Raw genomic sequence first — 17,717 nt, 5'->3', positions numbered from 1 at the left:
TGTTCTTATAATGGCAGTGTTGTGGTGTTCAATCATATAACAATAAATTAAATAGTAAAAAATTGAATTGAAAGTGCTAAATTGTTAAAAATCGTTTTTACAATTTATTACTGTTAATCAATAATTTTTTTGATAAATTTTATTCCGTAATCAGGGCAATTAAGGAACCCAACATGAAAGCAAAACAACTACTTATATCAGTGGCCGTTATAGGGATGCTATCGGCTTGTAGTTCAAGTAAAGATGATGCGGCTTCAAGCCCAAGAGTTAATATTCCAGAATGGGTTCTCAATCCAACAATCGAAGATGGTATAGCTGCAGCAGATTGTGTGAAATACTCGGGCAACATTTCAATCGATCAAAAAATGGCGGTTGCAAATGCGCGTCTTGCGTTAGCTCAGCAAATTGAAACCCGTGTTGAAGGCCTTGATAAGACATTCGCGAACCGTACAGATGCAAACGATGACACAACGGTAGGCGCAACCTTTAGCTCTGTATCCAAACAATTGACTAAACAAACATTAAATGGCTCTCGTATCGTTAAGGCCGATGTTATCGATATTTCTGGTAAAGATTATTTCTGTGCATTGACGACGTTATCACCTGATCAGACTAAAGAACTTTTCAAAGATTTGATCAAAGAAAGTAAGCGCAGTGTAAACCCTCAAGATGAAAAGTTTTTATATCAAGAATTTAAAGCTTACAAAGCAGAAAAAGATCTGGAGAAGGAAATTGCAAGGCTAACTAATTAAAGCGTGAGTTTCACGCTTTAATTTTTTGAAAGGAACGCTCTATGCGCAAATCGATATACTCATTTTTAGTCATGGCGTTAAGTGCCATTCCAAGTGCGGTGGCGAGTCAAGCCCAGCTTTTTGAAGAGCTATCAGAGAAAATGTCACGTTGGCAAACCTCCGAGCCTAGTGATGAAGAGCTGAGCGAGTTTGAGCAATATAAACGCCAACAATTAAGTGAGTTTGCTGATTATGTCGAAGAGCATTTTGAAGAGTACGATGCCTTTCGTGATAACGTGATCCAACAGTGGGGAGATATAACTGTTGCTGATCAAGCTGCATTTGTCACCTACAGTGACGATTTATCATCCAGAATGGTTGTCGACTTTGAAGCCAATGAGTTGGTAGTAAGCATTAGGCATGCAGAAGATGAAAAGGTATCTCAGGCTCAACTTCAAGCCCTATACAAGGAATTTACCGCGAAAGACCGTGCAGTAATTGATGTATTTAATGTTGATACGCTCGCGATAAACCAAAGTGAAACAACGAAACGTGAAGTGGATAACGCTGCTCGTGCAAAAGCGTTGATCGCAGCGAAAAAGCAAATAGATAGCCAATTCGAACAACAGCAACGCTACATAGAACGTCAGACGGATGAGGCCATCATTGACGGTGAAGATTCAAAATTAGCAGAGGCTCAACAACAAGCGCAACAGAAAAAGCTGGAGTTGTTAAAGCAAAAACGCCTTAAAAAGCTATTAGAAACAGCTAGTAATACTGGTAAAAGTGAAGCAACTGTCGTATCTGAAATCGTGCTTAAGCTACCCAAGCAGACTGAACTTTCCAAGCATCGAGCAGAACGTTATGTTAGGCAAGTGAATGCACAAGCGAAGCGCTTTGACATTGAACCTAGTTTAATTTTTGCGGTTATGCACACCGAAAGCCACTTTAACCCAATGGCAAAGTCACACATTCCTGCGTTTGGTTTGATGCAGATAGTACCGACGAGTGCGGGTGTTGATGTGAATCGTATGTTGTACAATCGCGATGAACCGATGTCGGCACCTTATCTATATGTGACGGATAATAATATTGAAGCGGGGACGGCTTACCTGAATATTCTAGATAAGCGCTACCTGAGTAAAATACATAACCCACTTAGTCGTAAGTATTGCACGATTGCGGCTTATAACACCGGTGCTGGAAATGTTGCTCGTGTTTTTAATGCTGATGATTCGAGATCAATTACAAAAGCAGCAAAGATAATTAATTCACTCTCGCCAGAAAACGTACTAGCAGCGCTAGACAAGAGTTTACCGTATGATGAAACCAAACATTACCTGGACAAAGTCTTAACGCGGGAAAAGCTCTATATATCATCTGAATAAAGTATTGCACAAAGTTATAAGTTAAGTGCGTTCAAGGCATCTTCAATATGATCGTGGCGGAATCGATAACCTGCATCGAGAAGTCTTTTTGGTACGACGTATTGGCCGTACAGTAGCAATTCTGACATTTCACCATATGCCAATTTGAGGACAAACGGTGGTACGGTAAATAGGCAAGGGCGTGAGATAGCGCGTGCTAAGGCTTGAGAAAATTGCTTATTTGATACCGGGTTTGGGGCTGTTGCATTAATAACACCGCAGATCTCGTCATGTTTAAGTAGATACATTATCGCCTGAATCATATCGTCGATATGGATCCAAGACATCACCTGTCTTCCAGAACCAATCGGGCCGCCAACGCCAAATCGAAAAGGCGGTAACATTTTATCTAAAGCACCTTCCGATTTTGAAAGCACAATGCCTGTTCTTATTATACATACTCGAGTTTGGCTGGAGCTGGCTCTAAAGGCGGTATCTTCCCAATCTCGGCACAGCCTATGGGAGAATTCATCATGGTAATCCTTGAAATCTTCAGTGATGGTCAAGTTATCCGGTTGGCGTCCATAAAAACCTATTGCACTACCTGAAATAAACACCTTGGGCGGTGACGTCGCAGTGTTTATCGCTGTAACGATTTGCTCAGTGATTTTTATCCGGCTATTGTAGATCTCTTGTTTTTTTTCTTTGCTCCACCGGCCATTGGCTATTGGTTCACCCGCAAGATTAATGACCGCATCAAGCTCATTAAAGTCGACATCATCAGTATCGGTGACGCAGCTAACCCCTCCTGGTAATAGGTTTACAGCTTTTGAAGGCGAACGGGTCAGTACAACCAGATTATGTTTGTGTACTAAAAATTGGCATAGCTTTTTACCAATTAATCCTGTAGCGCCTGTTATGAATATATTCATTCTCAATACTCTTTATTGTAATCAAATAAACTTACGTTTTAGCAAGGAGTTAGATCACTCATTTTCATTATAGGTGGTTTGTTTTAGAATGGTAAAAAAGCAAAAGGAGTGAACTGTGTCTTCACTAACTGGAATTAACAAAACGCTGGTGGTTTTGGCCTCGCTATTTTTAGTGTTAGGTGGGATCAAGCTTGCGTCTGAGATTGTTGTGCCGTTTATATTAGCCGCATTCATTGCGATTATCTGTAATCCCATGCTCAAGCTTTTGGCCCGTTTTAAGATACCAAAAGGTCTGGCCATTTTGGTGATTATCGCACTTGTGATTTTAATTGGTGCAAGTATTGGTGGGCTTGTTGGGCAATCAGTCAATGATTTCTCTAAGCAGCTGCCAACTTATAAAGAAGACTTACAAGAAAAGTTCGTTTGGTTGGTCAATACTGCAGCGAACTACAATATATTATTGGATAAACAACAACTTATTAGCATGCTAGACCCAAATAAGCTAATCGATGTGGCCACCAACATGCTGACTGGCTTTGGTGGTGTGATGGCAAATAGCTTTTTAATTCTGCTTATCGTCGTCTTCATGCTTTTTGAAGCGCCTTCTTTGGGCCACAAAGTGCATCTCGCACTAGACGATCCAGAGATGAAAATGCAGCAAATTGATAGATTTTTAGATTCTATCAATAGCTATTTGGCGATTAAAACGCTTGTTTCACTGGCGACTGGTGTCGTGGCGGCCGTTTTTTTATGGGCGTTAGATGTTGATTACTTCGTGCTTTGGGGCGTAGTTGCATTTTTGCTTAACTATATTCCAAACATAGGTTCAATCATTGCGGCTGTGCCGCCTGTTTTTCTGGCCTTAGTGACACAGGGGCCATTGGTGAGCGGCATTGTTGCTGTGGGTTACATTTGTATTAATACCTTGATGGGCAACATTATTGAGCCAAGGTTTATGGGTCGAGGGTTAGGTTTATCGACCTTGGTAGTGTTTCTCTCGTTAATCTTCTGGGGGTGGTTACTCGGAACTGTTGGAATGCTGCTTTCTGTGCCACTTACCATGGTTGTGAAAATTGCCCTTGAAACCAGCGAAGAGGGTAAATGGCTTGCAATCCTTCTCGGTTCAGAACAACCCGATAATAGACCATCTTAACAACGCTGAGATCCGGCAAATAAAAAGGAGCTATAAACAGCTCCTTTCTAAGGTTTACTCGTCATTATCTGAAGCTCAGGTTATTAAAGCTTAGCACCTAATAATCCAATCAAAAATGTCGCTAGAGATTCAAATCTTCTTTCAATACTTTACTGCTTTTTAGCTCGATGATGTGTGCTTTTAAAAATGCAATTTTGCAATTTTTATAAGCTGTCGCTGAGCGCGTTGCGTTTGGCATGTCTAGTAAGTATCGCCACCGGCAGCTGTCTTCCATATATTCCTCCTGATTGCGAAGGGCACGTTCCATAATTGGCAAGATCTGTGTATTACCAGTGTCCGCTTGGTACTTTTTAGTATCGAGCAATAACTTAGTGATCCAGGTTTGACGATGACGTTCAAGTAAGTTGATATTGCCATCCAGGCACATGAGGAATTTTTTTGCCTTTTCCGGATGCGTTGACTCATACTTCGTACAGTCTTGTAGTGTGACATCGTCGTCTGCAATCACAGAAAAGGTTAATCCCGATACCAATAGACTGCTAATTATTCTTTTCATGGTTAAACTCTATCGTAAATTTCGCGCCACCATGTTTGGAAGTACCGATTTGCATCAAGCCATGATAGGACTTAACTAAATCAGATACGATAGCCATTCCTACGCCGTGGCCAGCTTCATAGGTGTCTAATCTTGCACCTCTGGTTAGTAGTTCTGAGCGGCGATGCTCTGGAATGCCAGGGCCATCATCTTCTACTTCTATGATTAGTAGGCGCTTTTTAGGTGCACTTACTTTTATATCGACCAAGGAACCACATGCTTTACAGGCGTTATCTATAATATTACCAAGAATTTCCATTAAATCCGTTTTATCACCTAAAAATGCAACCTCCTCACCACATTCGGATGAAAATTGAATGTGCTTGTCATGATACACTTTAGTCATGGCGTTGAGTATTGAGTCAAGTACGGGTTTTACTGATGTTTGCTTCTTCCATGTATCGGATGCGCCCGTTGCAGCACGTTTCAATTGATGTTCGATCATTGCATTGATTCTGTCTAGCTGCTCCTGAGCGTCTGCATCTTTTGCCAGTGGACTGGATTTGATCACCGCAAGGGGCGTTTTTAACGCGTGCGCAAGGTCGCTAAGTGAAGCTCTATATCTCTCTTTTTGACGCTTTTGAGATTCCAATAGTAGGTTTAAGTCGGATTTGATTGTTAGGAGTTCGACGGGGTAAAGACCTGTGATCTTATCGCGCTCGCCAGCTTCAATCTCTTTAATTTCTCTATCGAGTCGTTGCAGCGGCCTTGCGTTCCATACAAACCCAAATGCCATCAATCCGGCTATCACCACACCCATAACCAGCATCCAGTTGACCAAGGTGTTTCTAAACCCTGACATTAACTCCATCAGCGCGTCATTTTTCTTTAAAAGTACAAAGCGGGCTTGCTGCGATTGCTCTGCATTTCCGAGAATAACGGTCAGGCTAAGTTGCCAAAACAGTACGCCATTATATTCAACTCGCTTAAACTCAGATGCTCCAGCCTGGTTTTCTGAAAAGTCAGGTGAAATTGAGAGATTTACAGCCGACTCGGAATACCAAACGAGGGAGTTATCTTGATAGACCAGTGCATAAGTATCAGAATTCAATCTGTTTAACTCAGGTGCAAGAATACTGCGAGGCATTTCGAGTCCGTTAGAGACAAATTCGACTTCAGAGATAAGTGAGTAGAGGTGGGCTTCCAATGTTTTTTCAGTCGCATCGACTAAAGAAGAGTAATAAGCCCTGCCCACGGAGAAAAATAGCGCGGGAAGGGCAATAATAAGCACAAAGACAAGGATAAATCCTTGTCTTATTTTAAGCGAAATTTGAGAGCTGTTTACCACTGATTTTTGAACCTATATCCACGTCCTCTAAGGGTTTCAACAGGGTTCAGAGTGCCATCAGGATCAAGTTTCTTACGCAGCCTTAAGACAAACACTTCAATGACGTTAGAGTCTAAGTCAAAGTCCTGATCGTATATGTGCTCAGTGAGCTCAGATTTAGAAATGACTTTTTGTGGGTTAACCATTAAGTATTCTAAAACTTTATATTCATAGGCTGTTAGTGATAGCTCGTTATCGTTAACCCAGACTTGCTGTGAGCGAGTATGGATTTTGATTGGACCAATGCAAATCTCTGGATTTGCTTGTCCAGCGCTACGTCTAATAAGTGCATTACAGCGCGCAATTAGCTCTTCAACATGAAACGGTTTAGTGAGGTAGTCATCAGCACCTGCATCAAGGCCTTCCACCTTGTCTTGCCAGCGGTCGCGTGCCGTTAAGATTAAAATAGGGATCTTAACGCCGTTAGCTCGTGCTCTACGGATAATTTCAATACCGTCAAGTTTTGGCAAACCGAGGTCGATTACTGCCATATCTAACGGATATTCTTCAAGGTGAAATAATCCAGACTCACCATCATGACACAAGTCAACGCTATATTTTTCTTTCTCTAATGCATTTCGCAGGTTTTCTGCTAGTTGAATATCGTCTTCGATAACTAAAATACGCATCCTTAGTCCTTATTTACTTCACCTGTCTTCTTGTTTACTTTTAAGTCAACAATTCGACCATCTGGTTGGAGAATTCTTACCACAAAAAACTGATTTTCTTCAGAAATCTTAAGCGTCTTCCCAGCGTACTTATCAAGCGCCAGAGACACAGCTTCTTTTTTTGTAATTGTCTTTACATTCTTATCATTGCGGCTATTGGCGTCTGCTACACTCGAAGCGAACGCCAAAATCAACGCTAAAAGAGTGAGTTGCAATCGCATTTTAAGCTCCACAGTTTCATAGATACTAAGTGTCTAAACTTCATAAATCTCAAACAAATTTAGTGCTTTTGTAATTAACCTTTGCTGAACTTAACGTTCAGTAAACTTTTATGGCAGAACTCGCTTGTACGGTTTTACAATACTAGCAGTATAGACACCAGCATCAATATAGGGATCGACGCTCGCCCATTGCTGTGCACTTTCTAGGTTTTCAAACTCAGCAATAACCAAAGAACCCGTAAAACCCGCTTCACCAGGATCTTCCGAGTCAATCGCCGGTAACGGGCCTGCTGCAAACAATCGACCTTGTTGTTTTAATTCTTCTAAACGAGCTAGATGAGCAGGGCGTACAGCAAGACGCTTTTCTAATGAGTTTTCAGCGTCGGTTGAATAGATCATGTAAAGCATAAGTATTAGTTCCGGATTGGTTTCTAGGTTATTATTGTTATTTTTTACGTATTTTGTCGGCTGTTCAGGCCCGTTTATCAATACTATGATAAAACGCCCTCAGTGCAAAAGTAAATGTACGCAGAGTTTTTCAGTGATTAGACATTTAAACTTGAAAAACACTCAGCTTGACTGGTAGAGTCCTTCGGATATTTGTAGAAAATAATAATAAGGTTGATTGCAATGAGTGCAAACCGTGAGCATTTTAGCTCCCGACTAGGGTTTATCCTTGCCGCTGCAGGTTCTGCTGTTGGTATTGGTAACTTAGTCGGCTTTCCTGTTTCCGCCGCAAAAAATGGTGGTGGGGCATTTTTACTAATCTATGCACTATTTGTAGTGTTTATCTGTTTACCTGTCATGATGGCCGAAATGGCAATGGGTAGGAAAGCCCAAAAGGACCCGTTTGGCGCATATAAGCTGCTATCTAATCATGATAAAAAGTGGTCAATAGCTGGATTCTTGGCTGTACTCACGCCGTTTATGATTGCCGTCTTCTATATGGTTATTACCGTTTGGATTTTTGGCTTCTTAGCGCAAACAGCTTTAGGTAACTTAGATGTACTCGCCTCTCCGAAGTACTTTGGCACTTTTATCAACGATACCAATGTTTTCATCTATATGTTGATAGTGGGTGTGATCGTGAATCTTATCTTGGTTGGCGGTGTAAAAGAAGGGATTGAAAAAGCAGCTAAGTTACTCATGCCAGCGTTATTTGTCATGTTAATTGGCCTTGTTGCATACGTATTAACTCTTGATAACGCGATGGCAGGTGTACGCTATTACATCGTTCCTGACTTCGAAAAGATGAATGCAAGTGTGCTAAATGGCGCACTGTCACAAGCGTTCTTTTCACTGTCTTTGGGGATGGGTATATTGATCACATACGCTTCGTATATTTCTAAGAAAGACGACATCGTCGGTAGCTCTAAAATGGTCGCGATTACAGATTCATTAGTGGCGTTTATCGCAGGTCTGATGGTACTTCCGGCTATCTTTAGTTTCAATCCGAATACAGATCCAAGTAAGTTATCTGACTCTTCTGTATCTATGATTTTCGATTACTTGCCGAAATTGTTATTGGCTTTACAAGATGATATTGGCTACGTCGGTGCCTCAATAGCTGCAGGTACTTTCTTTTTACTGGTTTTCTTTGCCGCGATAACATCGCTAGTGTCAATTGTCGAGGTGCCTACAGCGACTTTGATGGAAGAAAAATGTATTTCACGTAAAAAGGCATTGATTATCTTAGCGTTGACCACAGGTATCTTGACTGTGCTATCTACTATGTCTTTTGGAATGGTGGATTGGCTTACAAGTTTTGTAAGTTATGGCGATGCTCAGAAGAGCTTCTTTGACCTAATCTACGATGTGTTTTACGATACTATTTTACCCTTGAATGGTCTGCTGTTGTGTCTATTTGTTACTTATCGCTGGAAAAAATCTGGTTTGAATGAAGAACTTGCGCAAGGTTCAGAGGGGTACGTAGGCAGCTTTACTGAGAAATATATTAATTTCTCCCTATCTACATTCATCCCGGTGATCCTGTTAGCTATTTTCATTAATACCGTTGCAACTAAATATTTTGCATTTAGTATCTTTGGCTTCTAGCAACGGAACATTTGGTTTGGGCACGATGACATCGGCGTATTAATGCGCCGATGTTTATTCTTCACTAAGCCACTAAAATTTTACGCCCGAATCTAAGTACTGCCCAACTCCTATTGTAAACATCCACAGCCCCCACAGGCTATGCTCTAACACACACACAGCAAGGGAACGGCTGTGTGCGTAAGTATAAGAAAATAGTAGTCCTCCAACAAAAGATAACGCCACGGCTATCCAGTTGTCATAGACGCAGTGAGCAAGCGCAAACACCAATGCACTTAACAAAACTCGGTTGTTTTTATTTGGTAAAATCCTTTTATAGCGATGAAAGAAGTAGCTCCTGAAAATTAACTCTTGTGGTAAGACAGAAAGAATAGGGTAAGCAAATAATAATAATAACCAGTCGCTAGGTGAATTGAGCGGCAGGGAAAACCAATTTCCTTGACTAACTAAACCATAGAGCATGGCTGAAAACATCGCACCTGCGAAAAACGTGGTGAATAAACGTTTTTTGACGGACGAAAACTCTCCCAAACTGGTTAACCTAAATCGCTTGAAATGGGGGTCGGTTAGTAGTAAATGGGTACAGACTGCCATTAAAATGATCAGTGCTGGAAAAAGCCAATTGTTGAGGTGATCACGGAATTGATAAGCGACAATGGGCAGGACAAAGAATACAAATACGAGTTCACACCACCGGTATTGGCTTGCGTTCAAGGCTGGTTCCCCAAAATATTTGGCGGCTATAAGCCGCTATAGTTAGCTCTTACTCGTTAACTATAGCAGCTGCAGATGAACCTTGAATGGTTACTCTTCAGGTAAATATTTTTGAATTTTAAACATGGTAAAGAGGAGTGCAACGAAGGTGATCCCAATTAAACCAAAGACTTTAAAGTTCACCCAAAAATCAAGAGAGAAGTGGTACGCAACGTAAAGGTTTAGGCCAGCGATGAAGAAAAGTAATACTGCCCAAAATAGGTTTAATTGGTCGCAGTCTTTTACTGGTAAATCAATATCAATCTCGCTTTTTTCCTTCTCAGCTACTGACTTTAAAACCCCTTCGAGTGCGCCTTTTACCAAGTTTTTATTAAACAAGTACCTCGATACGAGTAAAGCCACACCTAAAATTGCATAAATAATAGTGGCTTTCCATTTTATAAATTGCTCATCATGGAAGAAAATCGTCATTCCACCGAGGATCAACGCAATCGCTAAGAATACCCAATGACGTTTTGCGACTTCGCGCTTAGTGATGTATTGGTGTGCAACCTGTATAAGAGAAGCGATGATTAGCACACCCGTTGCCCAAAAAATATCGACAAACTTATAAACCGCAAAAAACAGGATAAGCGGTAAGTACTCAATTAAAAATGACATTTTTTATCCTAACAAAGTTGGTTGTAAGGGTTTTACCAAGATACGGCGAGAACATCAACATTGACTTTCTTTAACGAAACCCATAGCCTGCTGCGCTCATTCAATGGTTCAGAGGTATTTGCATGAATAAGAGCGATTTAGTTACAAAAATGGCGGAAATTAGTGGATTAACAAAGAAAGATTCACAGACGGTGTTAAATGTCATTTTACAGGCCACTAAAAAGCGCTTGTCAGAAGGCGATCAGATGCAAATCAATGGACTTGGGACATTCGCGTTAAGTTATCATCCCCCAAAGCAAGGACGTAATCCTCAAACGGGTGAGACCATCACCATTGAGGGACAAAATAAGGTATTATTTAAGCCTGCTAAAGCCTTAAAAGATAACTTGCGTTAATTCTAAGAAAAGCCAGTGTTAAACACTGGCTTGAAAGTAATATTACTTCTGCGTTGCAGCTTTCATTCGCTCAACAAAGGTTTTTAGCTCAAAGCACATGGTGCTAGGGTCATCCAAGTGTTTTTCGATGATTTTCACCACTGCAGAGCCACTTATCGCACCTGCTGCACCTGAGCCAATCGCATGCTTTACATGCTCCGGTTCAGAAATACCAAACCCTAGCAGTGGCGGCGCAGCATGATATTCGATAAGTTTGGTGATCATCTCTGTTGCCGGCATTTGTGCTGTCGTTTCTGTACCTGTCACGCCTGCACGCGAAAGTAAATAGGTATAGCCACGACCTCGGGTGGCGCATTCTCGTAACGTATCATCGCAGGCATTCGGTGTGGCAATGAAAATTGGCGCGATGTCATTTGCCATTGCAGTGAGCCTAAACGGTTTGGCTTCGTGCAGTGGCACATCAGCAACTAAGATAGAATCCACACCCGCAGTTTTGGCGTCTTGATAAAACTGCTCAATACCACGAGCAAAAATCAAGTTTGAGTAAAGCAACAAACCAATTGGAATATCACTGTTGTAGCGACGAATTTCAGCGATGATCTCAAGACAGTCTTGCGTATTAACATCTTGCTCTAATGCACGGATGTTAGCCGCTTGGATAACAGGACCATCAGCGATGGGATCGGAAAACGGAATACCGAGCTCCAATGCATCAGCGCCACCGTCAATCAGGCTTTTGATGATCTCAATACTGAGTGCCTTATCGGGATCACCAATCGTCACGAAAGGAACAAATGCACCTTGGTTTTTTTCATTTAAGTGCGCGAACATCGCGTCATAACGTCTCATAGTTCACCTCGCTCAGATAGTACCTGGTGGACGTGAGCTAAGTCTTTGTCTCCGCGACCACTTAAGTTAACAACAATCACCGTTTCTTCCGTTTTCGCTTCTGCATATTTTAGTGCGTATGCCAGAGCATGGCTTGACTCTAGGGCTGGAATAATACCTTCGTGTTTAGCAAGCGCTTGAAAGGCATTTAATGCTTCAGTGTCGGTAATGCCAACATATTGCGCGCGGCCTGTTTCATGAAGGTAGGCGTGTTGTGGACCAACAGCTGGGTAGTCAAGACCTGCTGAGACAGAATAAGATTCTTCAATTTGGCCATCTTTGTTCTGCATGATATAGGTATAGGCGCCGTGCAAGATGCCTTTACTTCCTTTACATAGTGCAGCGCCGTGCTCATCGGTATCTAAGCCTTTACCAGCCGGTTCCACCCCGATTAATTTAACGTCTTTTTCATCAATAAAGTCTGCGAACATACCAATAGCATTTGAGCCGCCGCCCACACAAGCGATAACAGCATCTGGCAAACGACCTTCCGCTTTTAGTACTTGTTGTTTCGCCTCTTCACCAATCATTTTTTGGAACTCACGGACAATCGTCGGGAATGGATGAGGACCTGCAGCCGTGCCGAGTAAATAATGTGCCGTTTTGTAGTTTGCAGACCAGTCACGTAATGCTTCATTTACCGCGTCTTTTAATGTGCCTGAGCCGGCGGTAACAGGGATAACTTCCGCACCCATCAAACGCATTCTAAATACGTTTGGTTGCTGACGCTCAACATCTTTAGCCCCCATGTATACGCGGCACTTTAAGCCGAGTAATGAGCAGGCTAGGGCGGTTGCAACACCATGTTGTCCAGCGCCGGTTTCAGCGATGACTTCTTTTTTACCCATACGTTTGGTTAAGAGCGCTTGACCCAACACTTGGTTGGTCTTGTGTGCACCACCGTGAAGTAAATCTTCACGCTTTAAGTACAGTTTGACCTTAGGGTTTTTAACTAAGTTGCGTGTCTTAGTCAGCGGGGTCGGGCGACCCGCAAATTCATTCAAAAGTTGATAAAACTCCTGTTGAAATTCTGGGTCTTTTTGTGACTTATAAAACTCCTGTTCTAACTGCTTTAACGCAGGTACGAGTAACTCGGGCACAAACATGCCTCCGAAGTCACCAAAATAAGCTGAATTACTCATGTCCACCTCAATATTTTCGAATTTGTGTAAACGCGTTAGCGATTTTTTGAGCGCATTTTTTACCAGGCGATTGCTCAACGCCTGAATTTAGGTCAAGACCATCGGCACCTATATTAACGGCACCGTGAATGTTTTCGGGGTTTAGGCCGCCAGCCAACATATAATTGCTCGAACTACGATTTAATAGCTGCCAATCAAACACTTGCCCCGTGCCACCAAATGCGGTGTCGGTTTTGGTATCGTACAATTGCTTGTCTACGCCAGCGAAGGGGCTTGGCAGTGCTGTGTCCACACCCTGTGCTTTCCAAATTTGACAGGTCACTGGAAGTTGTTTTCGCAGGGTATCGATGTACAACTCATCTTCGTTGCCATGTAATTGCACTGCACTCAGTTTTAATATTTGCGCATACTCAGCAACTTGCTCAAGCGGTGCGTTAACGAACACACCAACGTACTTGAGCGGTGCGCTATCGGCGACGGCCTTCGCACAATCAATGTCGACATAGCGAGGCGATTTTGGATAAAAGATAAGACCGCCGTATACCGCTCCAGCTTCATAAGCTGCTTGTGCATCTTGGCTTCTAGTAAGACCACACACTTTGTTTTCGCCCAAAATCAAGCGTCTGCAAGCAAGTTCCAAGTCTTGCTCAGCCATCAATGAACTGCCGACCAAAAAGCCGTCACAAATCGGTGATAAGCGTTTCACATCGCGGTGCGTGTATATGCCAGACTCTGAAATCACCACTTTGTCTTCGGGGATTAACGCTCGTAGCTTTTCTGTTGTTGCTAAATCCGTTGATAAATCTCTGAGGTCACGGTTGTTAATACCGATAAGCTCAGCATCTAATGCAAGCGCTCTGGTCACTTCTTCTTCGTTGCTTACTTCCGTTAAAATCGACATATTAAGTGATTTGGCCACGCTCGCTAGTGCCAAATACTCTTCGTCATTTAATACAGACAACATCAAAAGAATGGCATCGCCACCGTGTAAGCGGGCGAGATAAACTTGGTATTCATCAATAAAGAAGTCTTTACAGATCAGAGGCTGATCAACCAGCTTTCTCACCGTGGCAAGGTATTCATAACTGCCTTGAAAGTATTTTTCGTCGGTTAGCACACTAATACATGTCGCGTACTTACGATAAACACTGGTAATTTCAGTCAAATCAAAATGTGAGCGAATAAGGCCTTTTGAAGGTGACGCCTTTTTGCACTCTAAAATAAATTGGGTCCCAGCTTGCGCCAACGCAGCGATAAAGTTAAGCGTGGTGGGGGTTACTTCATCGATAAAGTCACTTAACGGACGCTGCGCCTTGCGCGCTTTTAATTCTTCGACTTTATCGGCAACAATTTTTTCTAATACATTAGCCATTACTCACCTCTACAATGTTAGCCAAGGTTGTCATGGCTTTCTTGGTAGCAAGCACTTCGCGTACTTGTTCGCTTGCGGTTTTAAAATCTGTGGCCTTATCGGTTAATACCAACAAGGCTGCAACGTTTGCAATAATCGCTGCATTGTGTGCTGCTTCGCCTTCACCATTTAAAATCGCAAGGCTCGCTTTCGCGTTATATTCTGGCGTATCACCAGCAATAGATTCAAGTGAATAGTTTTCTAGTCCAAAATCGCTTGGGGTAACGGTGTATTGCGTCACTTCACCCTGCTTTACTTCTGCGACTAGCGTTTCGCCGTGTAGGGCAATTTCATCTGTGCCACTACCGTGAACTACCATCGCTCGTTTCGTACCTAAACGGTTTAACGTTTCAGCCATGGGTAAAACAAGGGCAGGGTCGTAAACGCCGAGTAATTGCACCTCAGGCTTAGCAGGGTTTGCCAATGGCCCGAGAATATTAAATATCGTGCGTGTTTTTAGTTGCGTGCGAACCGGCATGGCATGTTTTACACCGGCGTGGTAATGCGGCGCAAACAAAAAGGTAAAGCCGGTCTCTGCTAAGCACTTTTCTGCAAGTGCGGGGGTCATATCAATGTTGATCCCAAGTGCTTTTAGTAAATCAGCGGAACCTGATTTACTGCTCACGCTGCGATTACCGTGTTTGACCATATTAATACCACATGCTGCGGCGACAATGGCGGCGGTGGTACTCACGTTGATGGTATTTGTGCCATCGCCACCCGTACCACAGCTGTCTGCTGCGAGTAGATTTTGCTTGTCAAATGCGGTGGCATGATCACGCATGGCCTGAGCTGCTCCGGCTATTTCCGCCGCTGTTTCACCTTTAAACTTTAGCGCAAGCAGCGCTGCGGTAAGTTCGATGTCGCTCAGTTGTCCAGCCATAATATCGCTAAACAAGGATTTGGCGGCGTCGAACGATAAATCTTGTTGCTGTAATAGAGGTTGTAACTTTTCCATCCTGATCTCCTAAGCGCTAAGGTACGCGATACTTTGTTGTAATAGCTGAGCGCCATTGGGGGTCAATATTGATTCTGGGTGAAATTGATAACCAATTACTTTGTGTTCACTGTGATAGATAGCCATCGGAATGGCCTGATATCTCGCGATCACTTGCAGTGCTGGTGGTACGCTTGTTGCCATTAGAGAGTGATAGCGCGCCACGGGGAATTGCGTCCCGAGTCCGGCAAATACCGGATGTTCATCCGCTTCTATAATAGAAGATTTACCATGTACCGTCTCACCTGCTTTGCCAACTTCACCACCATAACTTTGGGTTAGGGCTTGTTGACCAAGGCAAATCCCAAGCATGGGGAATTTACCTTTACATAGCTCAATTAACGCGAGCAAACAGCCTGCTTCCGATGGCGCGCCAGGTCCAGGTGATAAAACTAAGATCACAGGATCAACCTCTGCACACATTTTATTGAAAATGGTTTCGGCAGAGATATTGTTACGATAAACGACCAAGTCGAGTCCTAGCAAACTAAGCTCATCCACAAGGTTATAACTGAAAGAATCAAAATTATCTAAAAAGTATACCTTAGTCATGGTTTGCTCCTTCATACGTGGACTGTACTGCTTTAATCACTGCCATGGCTTTAGCTTTAGTTTCATTTGCTTCGCTTTGTGGATTTGAATCAAACACAACACCCGCTCCCGCTTGCACGTAAGCAACGTTATCTTTTACAAACGCGGAGCGAATTACGATGCAGCTGTCCATGGCGCCATTGCCCATCAAATAACCTACCGCTCCGCCGTAGCTGCCACGACGCTGCTTTTCTGTATGGCGAACCAGTTCTGCGGCTTTAACTTTTGGTGCGCCGACGAGAGTGCCCATATTCATACAAGCCTGATAGGCGTGAAGCGCATCTAAATCCGGCTTTAATTGGCCAACGACGCGCGATACTAAATGCATGACTTGTGAGTAGCGGTCCACTTTCAATAATTCTTTTGCGTGTCGAGTACCTGCAATACTGATCCGTGCGACATCGTTACGAGCAAGGTCAACAAGCATAAGGTGCTCTGCACGCTCTTTTTGATCGTTGCGCAGCTCAAGCTCAATGCGGCTATCTAAATCTGGATTGATACTACCATCAGCAAACTTACCTCGTGGTCTTGTCCCCGCAATGGGATAGACTTCAACTTGGTTACTCTGCTCACAATATTTGAGTGCAGACTCTGGAGATGCGCCAAATAACACAAAGCGCTCATCCTTCATATAAAACATGTAGGGACTAGGGTTTTGTAGTTTGAGCTGTTTATAGGCGGCGAGTGAGTTATGGCAAGGGAGTGAAAAAGTGCGAGAGGGAACGACTTGAAAGATGTCACCGTTGATAATGTTGGTTTTCAACTTTTCAACGTGTTGACAATATTCGTCGTCACTCACATTGACTTTGACGTCTGCACCGCCACTTTGTGGCTCAAACTGAAATTCAGTGATTTGGTCACACTGACTGTTTAGCTCTTCTAGCTGTTTGCCTACTTCAAAACAATTGGCGTGAACCTCAGGGCCATTGAAAACATTACCAATGAGCTCAGTAGTTCGTGCTTGATGATCGATCACAACTAGGGTTTCAGCGAGATAGAAAACATAGTCGGGACAGTCGTTGTCCCCATCTGGTACTTCAGGAAGTTGCTCAAAGTTTGCCACCATATCATAGGCGAATACACCACCTAAAAAAACTGAAAATGGCGTATCTGAGTTACGTTTAATTTCATTTATGCAGGTTCTGAGCGCACTAAAGGCGTTATCCGCTTTTAGTTTTGTATGCTCATCAATGTTACTTTCCAATGCGTTGTACGTGAGCGTCAAGGTATTATCATTGAGGGTCACGTCACAATTTGTGACCTTTTGCGCAAGGTACGGTAGCAACTGAGCACCATTGTTAGACAAGGCTTTAGCAATGACTTGGGCGCCGTTACATTCGAATCGAATCGCACTATCCACAAGCACGATGCTTTTCACATTGTCTTTAGACTCTATTTCTGCCGATTCGAGCAGTAACGAGTTTGCTTTGTTTAAACCTGCGTATAAAGACAGTGGGCTGGCAATATAATCGCGCCTTTGTCTTATGCTGGTGACCTCACCTGGTGTGGTCGTTATGTGACTAAAAATCAAACCTCATTCCTCTTAATTTCTAGATATTCTGTTTAGAAAATAAAAAACCCCCGAAAGCTGAGCTCTGCGGGGGTTATTGTTCAGACACAACAATACCGTCCCGCTAGGGCATCCACCACCACCAAATTGTGTTTACTGTGATATTGTTGTTCATATAAGCCTCTAAAAAGTATAAAAAAACCCGCGACATTGCGCGGGTTGATAAATCGTAGATATAACGAAACACACCCGCTTAGTTCGAGTGCCACCACCAAATGTTTTTTTGAATTTGTTTGTTCATTTGTGAATATTTCGTTGTTTAATCTAAATTAGCTACAGTAAACCCTATTCTTGCTACAA

At 42.8% G+C, this 17,717-nt stretch carries 19 protein-coding genes; 5 read left to right on the top strand and 14 right to left on the bottom strand.

All coding sequences use genetic code 11. The annotated features are described in order from the left end of the window. Positions 1 to 173 precede the first annotated feature (173 nt). Together QSH61_RS10570 and QSH61_RS10565 are read left to right on the top strand one after the other, a co-directional pair. Positions 174 to 752, top strand: a complete 579-nt coding sequence (locus QSH61_RS10570; RefSeq protein WP_010604982.1) for an LPP20 family lipoprotein — start codon at positions 174 to 176, stop codon at positions 750 to 752. A 41-nt stretch (positions 753 to 793) separates the two neighbouring features. Continuing rightward, positions 794 to 2,119 (top strand): transglycosylase SLT domain-containing protein, encoded by a 1,326-nt coding sequence (locus QSH61_RS10565; RefSeq protein ID WP_206470955.1) that lies wholly within the window; start codon positions 794 to 796, stop codon positions 2,117 to 2,119. A 14-nt stretch (positions 2,120 to 2,133) separates the two neighbouring features. Here QSH61_RS10565 and QSH61_RS10560 read toward each other — a convergent pair whose 3' ends face one another. Continuing rightward, positions 2,134 to 3,030 carry a TIGR01777 family oxidoreductase gene (locus QSH61_RS10560; RefSeq protein WP_174168742.1) on the bottom strand — a complete coding sequence of 299 codons (897 nt, stop codon included), beginning with the start codon at positions 3,028 to 3,030 and terminating at the stop codon, positions 2,134 to 2,136. 115 nt (positions 3,031 to 3,145) lie between these two features. Here QSH61_RS10560 and QSH61_RS10555 point away from each other — a divergent pair, with 115 nt between their 5' ends. Then, a complete protein-coding gene (locus QSH61_RS10555; RefSeq protein WP_010604979.1) occupies positions 3,146 to 4,183 on the top strand; it encodes an AI-2E family transporter in 1,038 nt (345 codons plus the stop codon). A gap of 121 nt (positions 4,184 to 4,304) precedes the next feature. Here QSH61_RS10555 and QSH61_RS10550 read toward each other — a convergent pair whose 3' ends face one another. From QSH61_RS10550 to QSH61_RS10530, 5 genes are all read right to left on the bottom strand, one after another. Next, on the bottom strand, positions 4,305 to 4,739 hold the full coding sequence (locus QSH61_RS10550) for a hypothetical protein (protein ID WP_010604978.1): 435 nt from the start codon (positions 4,737 to 4,739) through the stop codon (positions 4,305 to 4,307). Then, entirely contained in the window at positions 4,723 to 6,066 is a 1,344-nt protein-coding gene (locus QSH61_RS10545) for an ATP-binding protein (RefSeq protein WP_102056947.1), read from the bottom strand. Before QSH61_RS10545 ends, QSH61_RS10550 begins: the two co-directional genes overlap by 17 nt. Next, positions 6,060 to 6,734 (bottom strand): response regulator transcription factor, encoded by a 675-nt coding sequence (locus QSH61_RS10540; protein ID WP_010374057.1) that lies wholly within the window; start codon positions 6,732 to 6,734, stop codon positions 6,060 to 6,062. The genes QSH61_RS10545 and QSH61_RS10540 overlap by 7 nt, the downstream gene beginning before the upstream one ends. A 2-nt stretch (positions 6,735 to 6,736) precedes the next feature. Next, complete coding sequence (locus tag QSH61_RS10535) at positions 6,737 to 6,994, bottom strand: PepSY domain-containing protein (RefSeq protein ID WP_010374059.1); 258 nt, start codon at positions 6,992 to 6,994, stop codon at positions 6,737 to 6,739. Positions 6,995 to 7,102: 108 nt separating this feature from the next. Beyond that, complete coding sequence (locus QSH61_RS10530) at positions 7,103 to 7,402, bottom strand: YciI family protein (protein ID WP_138583523.1); 300 nt, start codon at positions 7,400 to 7,402, stop codon at positions 7,103 to 7,105. 222 nt (positions 7,403 to 7,624) lie between these two features. On the opposite strand from QSH61_RS10530, the gene QSH61_RS10525 reads away from it, so the two are divergent. Further along, positions 7,625 to 9,049, top strand: a complete 1,425-nt coding sequence (locus tag QSH61_RS10525; RefSeq protein ID WP_206470954.1) for a sodium-dependent transporter — start codon at positions 7,625 to 7,627, stop codon at positions 9,047 to 9,049. A gap of 72 nt (positions 9,050 to 9,121) precedes the next feature. On the opposite strand, the gene QSH61_RS10520 is transcribed toward QSH61_RS10525, so the two are convergent. Both QSH61_RS10520 and QSH61_RS10515 read right to left on the bottom strand, forming a co-directional pair. Beyond that, the gene (locus tag QSH61_RS10520) at positions 9,122 to 9,763 is read right to left on the bottom strand and encodes a CPBP family intramembrane glutamic endopeptidase (protein WP_102056944.1); all 642 of its coding nucleotides are present in this window, start codon (positions 9,761 to 9,763) and stop codon (positions 9,122 to 9,124) included. A 90-nt stretch (positions 9,764 to 9,853) separates the two neighbouring features. Next, positions 9,854 to 10,423: an inner membrane-spanning protein YciB gene (locus QSH61_RS10515; protein WP_010604972.1), complete on the bottom strand. Its 570-nt coding sequence runs from the start codon at positions 10,421 to 10,423 to the stop codon at positions 9,854 to 9,856. A 122-nt stretch (positions 10,424 to 10,545) separates the two neighbouring features. Between QSH61_RS10515 and QSH61_RS10510 the strand changes: the two genes are divergently transcribed. After that, complete coding sequence (locus tag QSH61_RS10510) at positions 10,546 to 10,818, top strand: HU family DNA-binding protein (protein WP_010604971.1); 273 nt, start codon at positions 10,546 to 10,548, stop codon at positions 10,816 to 10,818. A 42-nt stretch (positions 10,819 to 10,860) separates the two neighbouring features. Here the strand turns inward: QSH61_RS10510 and trpA are convergent, their stop codons facing one another. Genes trpA through QSH61_RS10480 form a run of 6 tightly spaced genes read right to left on the bottom strand, consistent with a single transcriptional unit; the run spans position 10,861 to position 17,378 of the window. Further along, complete coding sequence (gene trpA / locus QSH61_RS10505) at positions 10,861 to 11,667, bottom strand: tryptophan synthase subunit alpha (protein WP_010604970.1); 807 nt, start codon at positions 11,665 to 11,667, stop codon at positions 10,861 to 10,863. Continuing rightward, on the bottom strand, positions 11,664 to 12,848 hold the full coding sequence (gene trpB, locus QSH61_RS10500) for a tryptophan synthase subunit beta (RefSeq protein WP_174168743.1): 1,185 nt from the start codon (positions 12,846 to 12,848) through the stop codon (positions 11,664 to 11,666). The genes trpA and trpB overlap by 4 nt, the downstream gene beginning before the upstream one ends. Before the next feature lie 7 nt (positions 12,849 to 12,855). Beyond that, positions 12,856 to 14,220: a bifunctional indole-3-glycerol-phosphate synthase TrpC/phosphoribosylanthranilate isomerase TrpF gene (trpCF, locus tag QSH61_RS10495; protein WP_206470953.1), complete on the bottom strand. Its 1,365-nt coding sequence runs from the start codon at positions 14,218 to 14,220 to the stop codon at positions 12,856 to 12,858. Next, the gene (trpD, locus tag QSH61_RS10490) at positions 14,213 to 15,217 is read right to left on the bottom strand and encodes an anthranilate phosphoribosyltransferase (protein WP_174168745.1); all 1,005 of its coding nucleotides are present in this window, start codon (positions 15,215 to 15,217) and stop codon (positions 14,213 to 14,215) included. The genes trpCF and trpD overlap by 8 nt, the downstream gene beginning before the upstream one ends. Positions 15,218 to 15,226: 9 nt before the next feature. Further along, positions 15,227 to 15,808 (bottom strand): aminodeoxychorismate/anthranilate synthase component II, encoded by a 582-nt coding sequence (locus QSH61_RS10485; protein WP_010378569.1) that lies wholly within the window; start codon positions 15,806 to 15,808, stop codon positions 15,227 to 15,229. After that, complete coding sequence (locus QSH61_RS10480; protein ID WP_010604966.1) at positions 15,801 to 17,378, bottom strand: anthranilate synthase component 1; 1,578 nt, start codon at positions 17,376 to 17,378, stop codon at positions 15,801 to 15,803. Before QSH61_RS10480 ends, QSH61_RS10485 begins: the two co-directional genes overlap by 8 nt. Between the last annotated feature and the right edge of the window lie 339 nt (positions 17,379 to 17,717).

The organism is Pseudoalteromonas sp. JC3 (assembly GCF_030291895.1).
Taxonomy (GTDB): Bacteria; Pseudomonadota; Gammaproteobacteria; order Enterobacterales; family Alteromonadaceae; genus Pseudoalteromonas.
The sequence above is the reverse complement of the archived record's forward strand: the minus strand, read 5'-3'. Positions and strand labels throughout refer to the sequence as shown.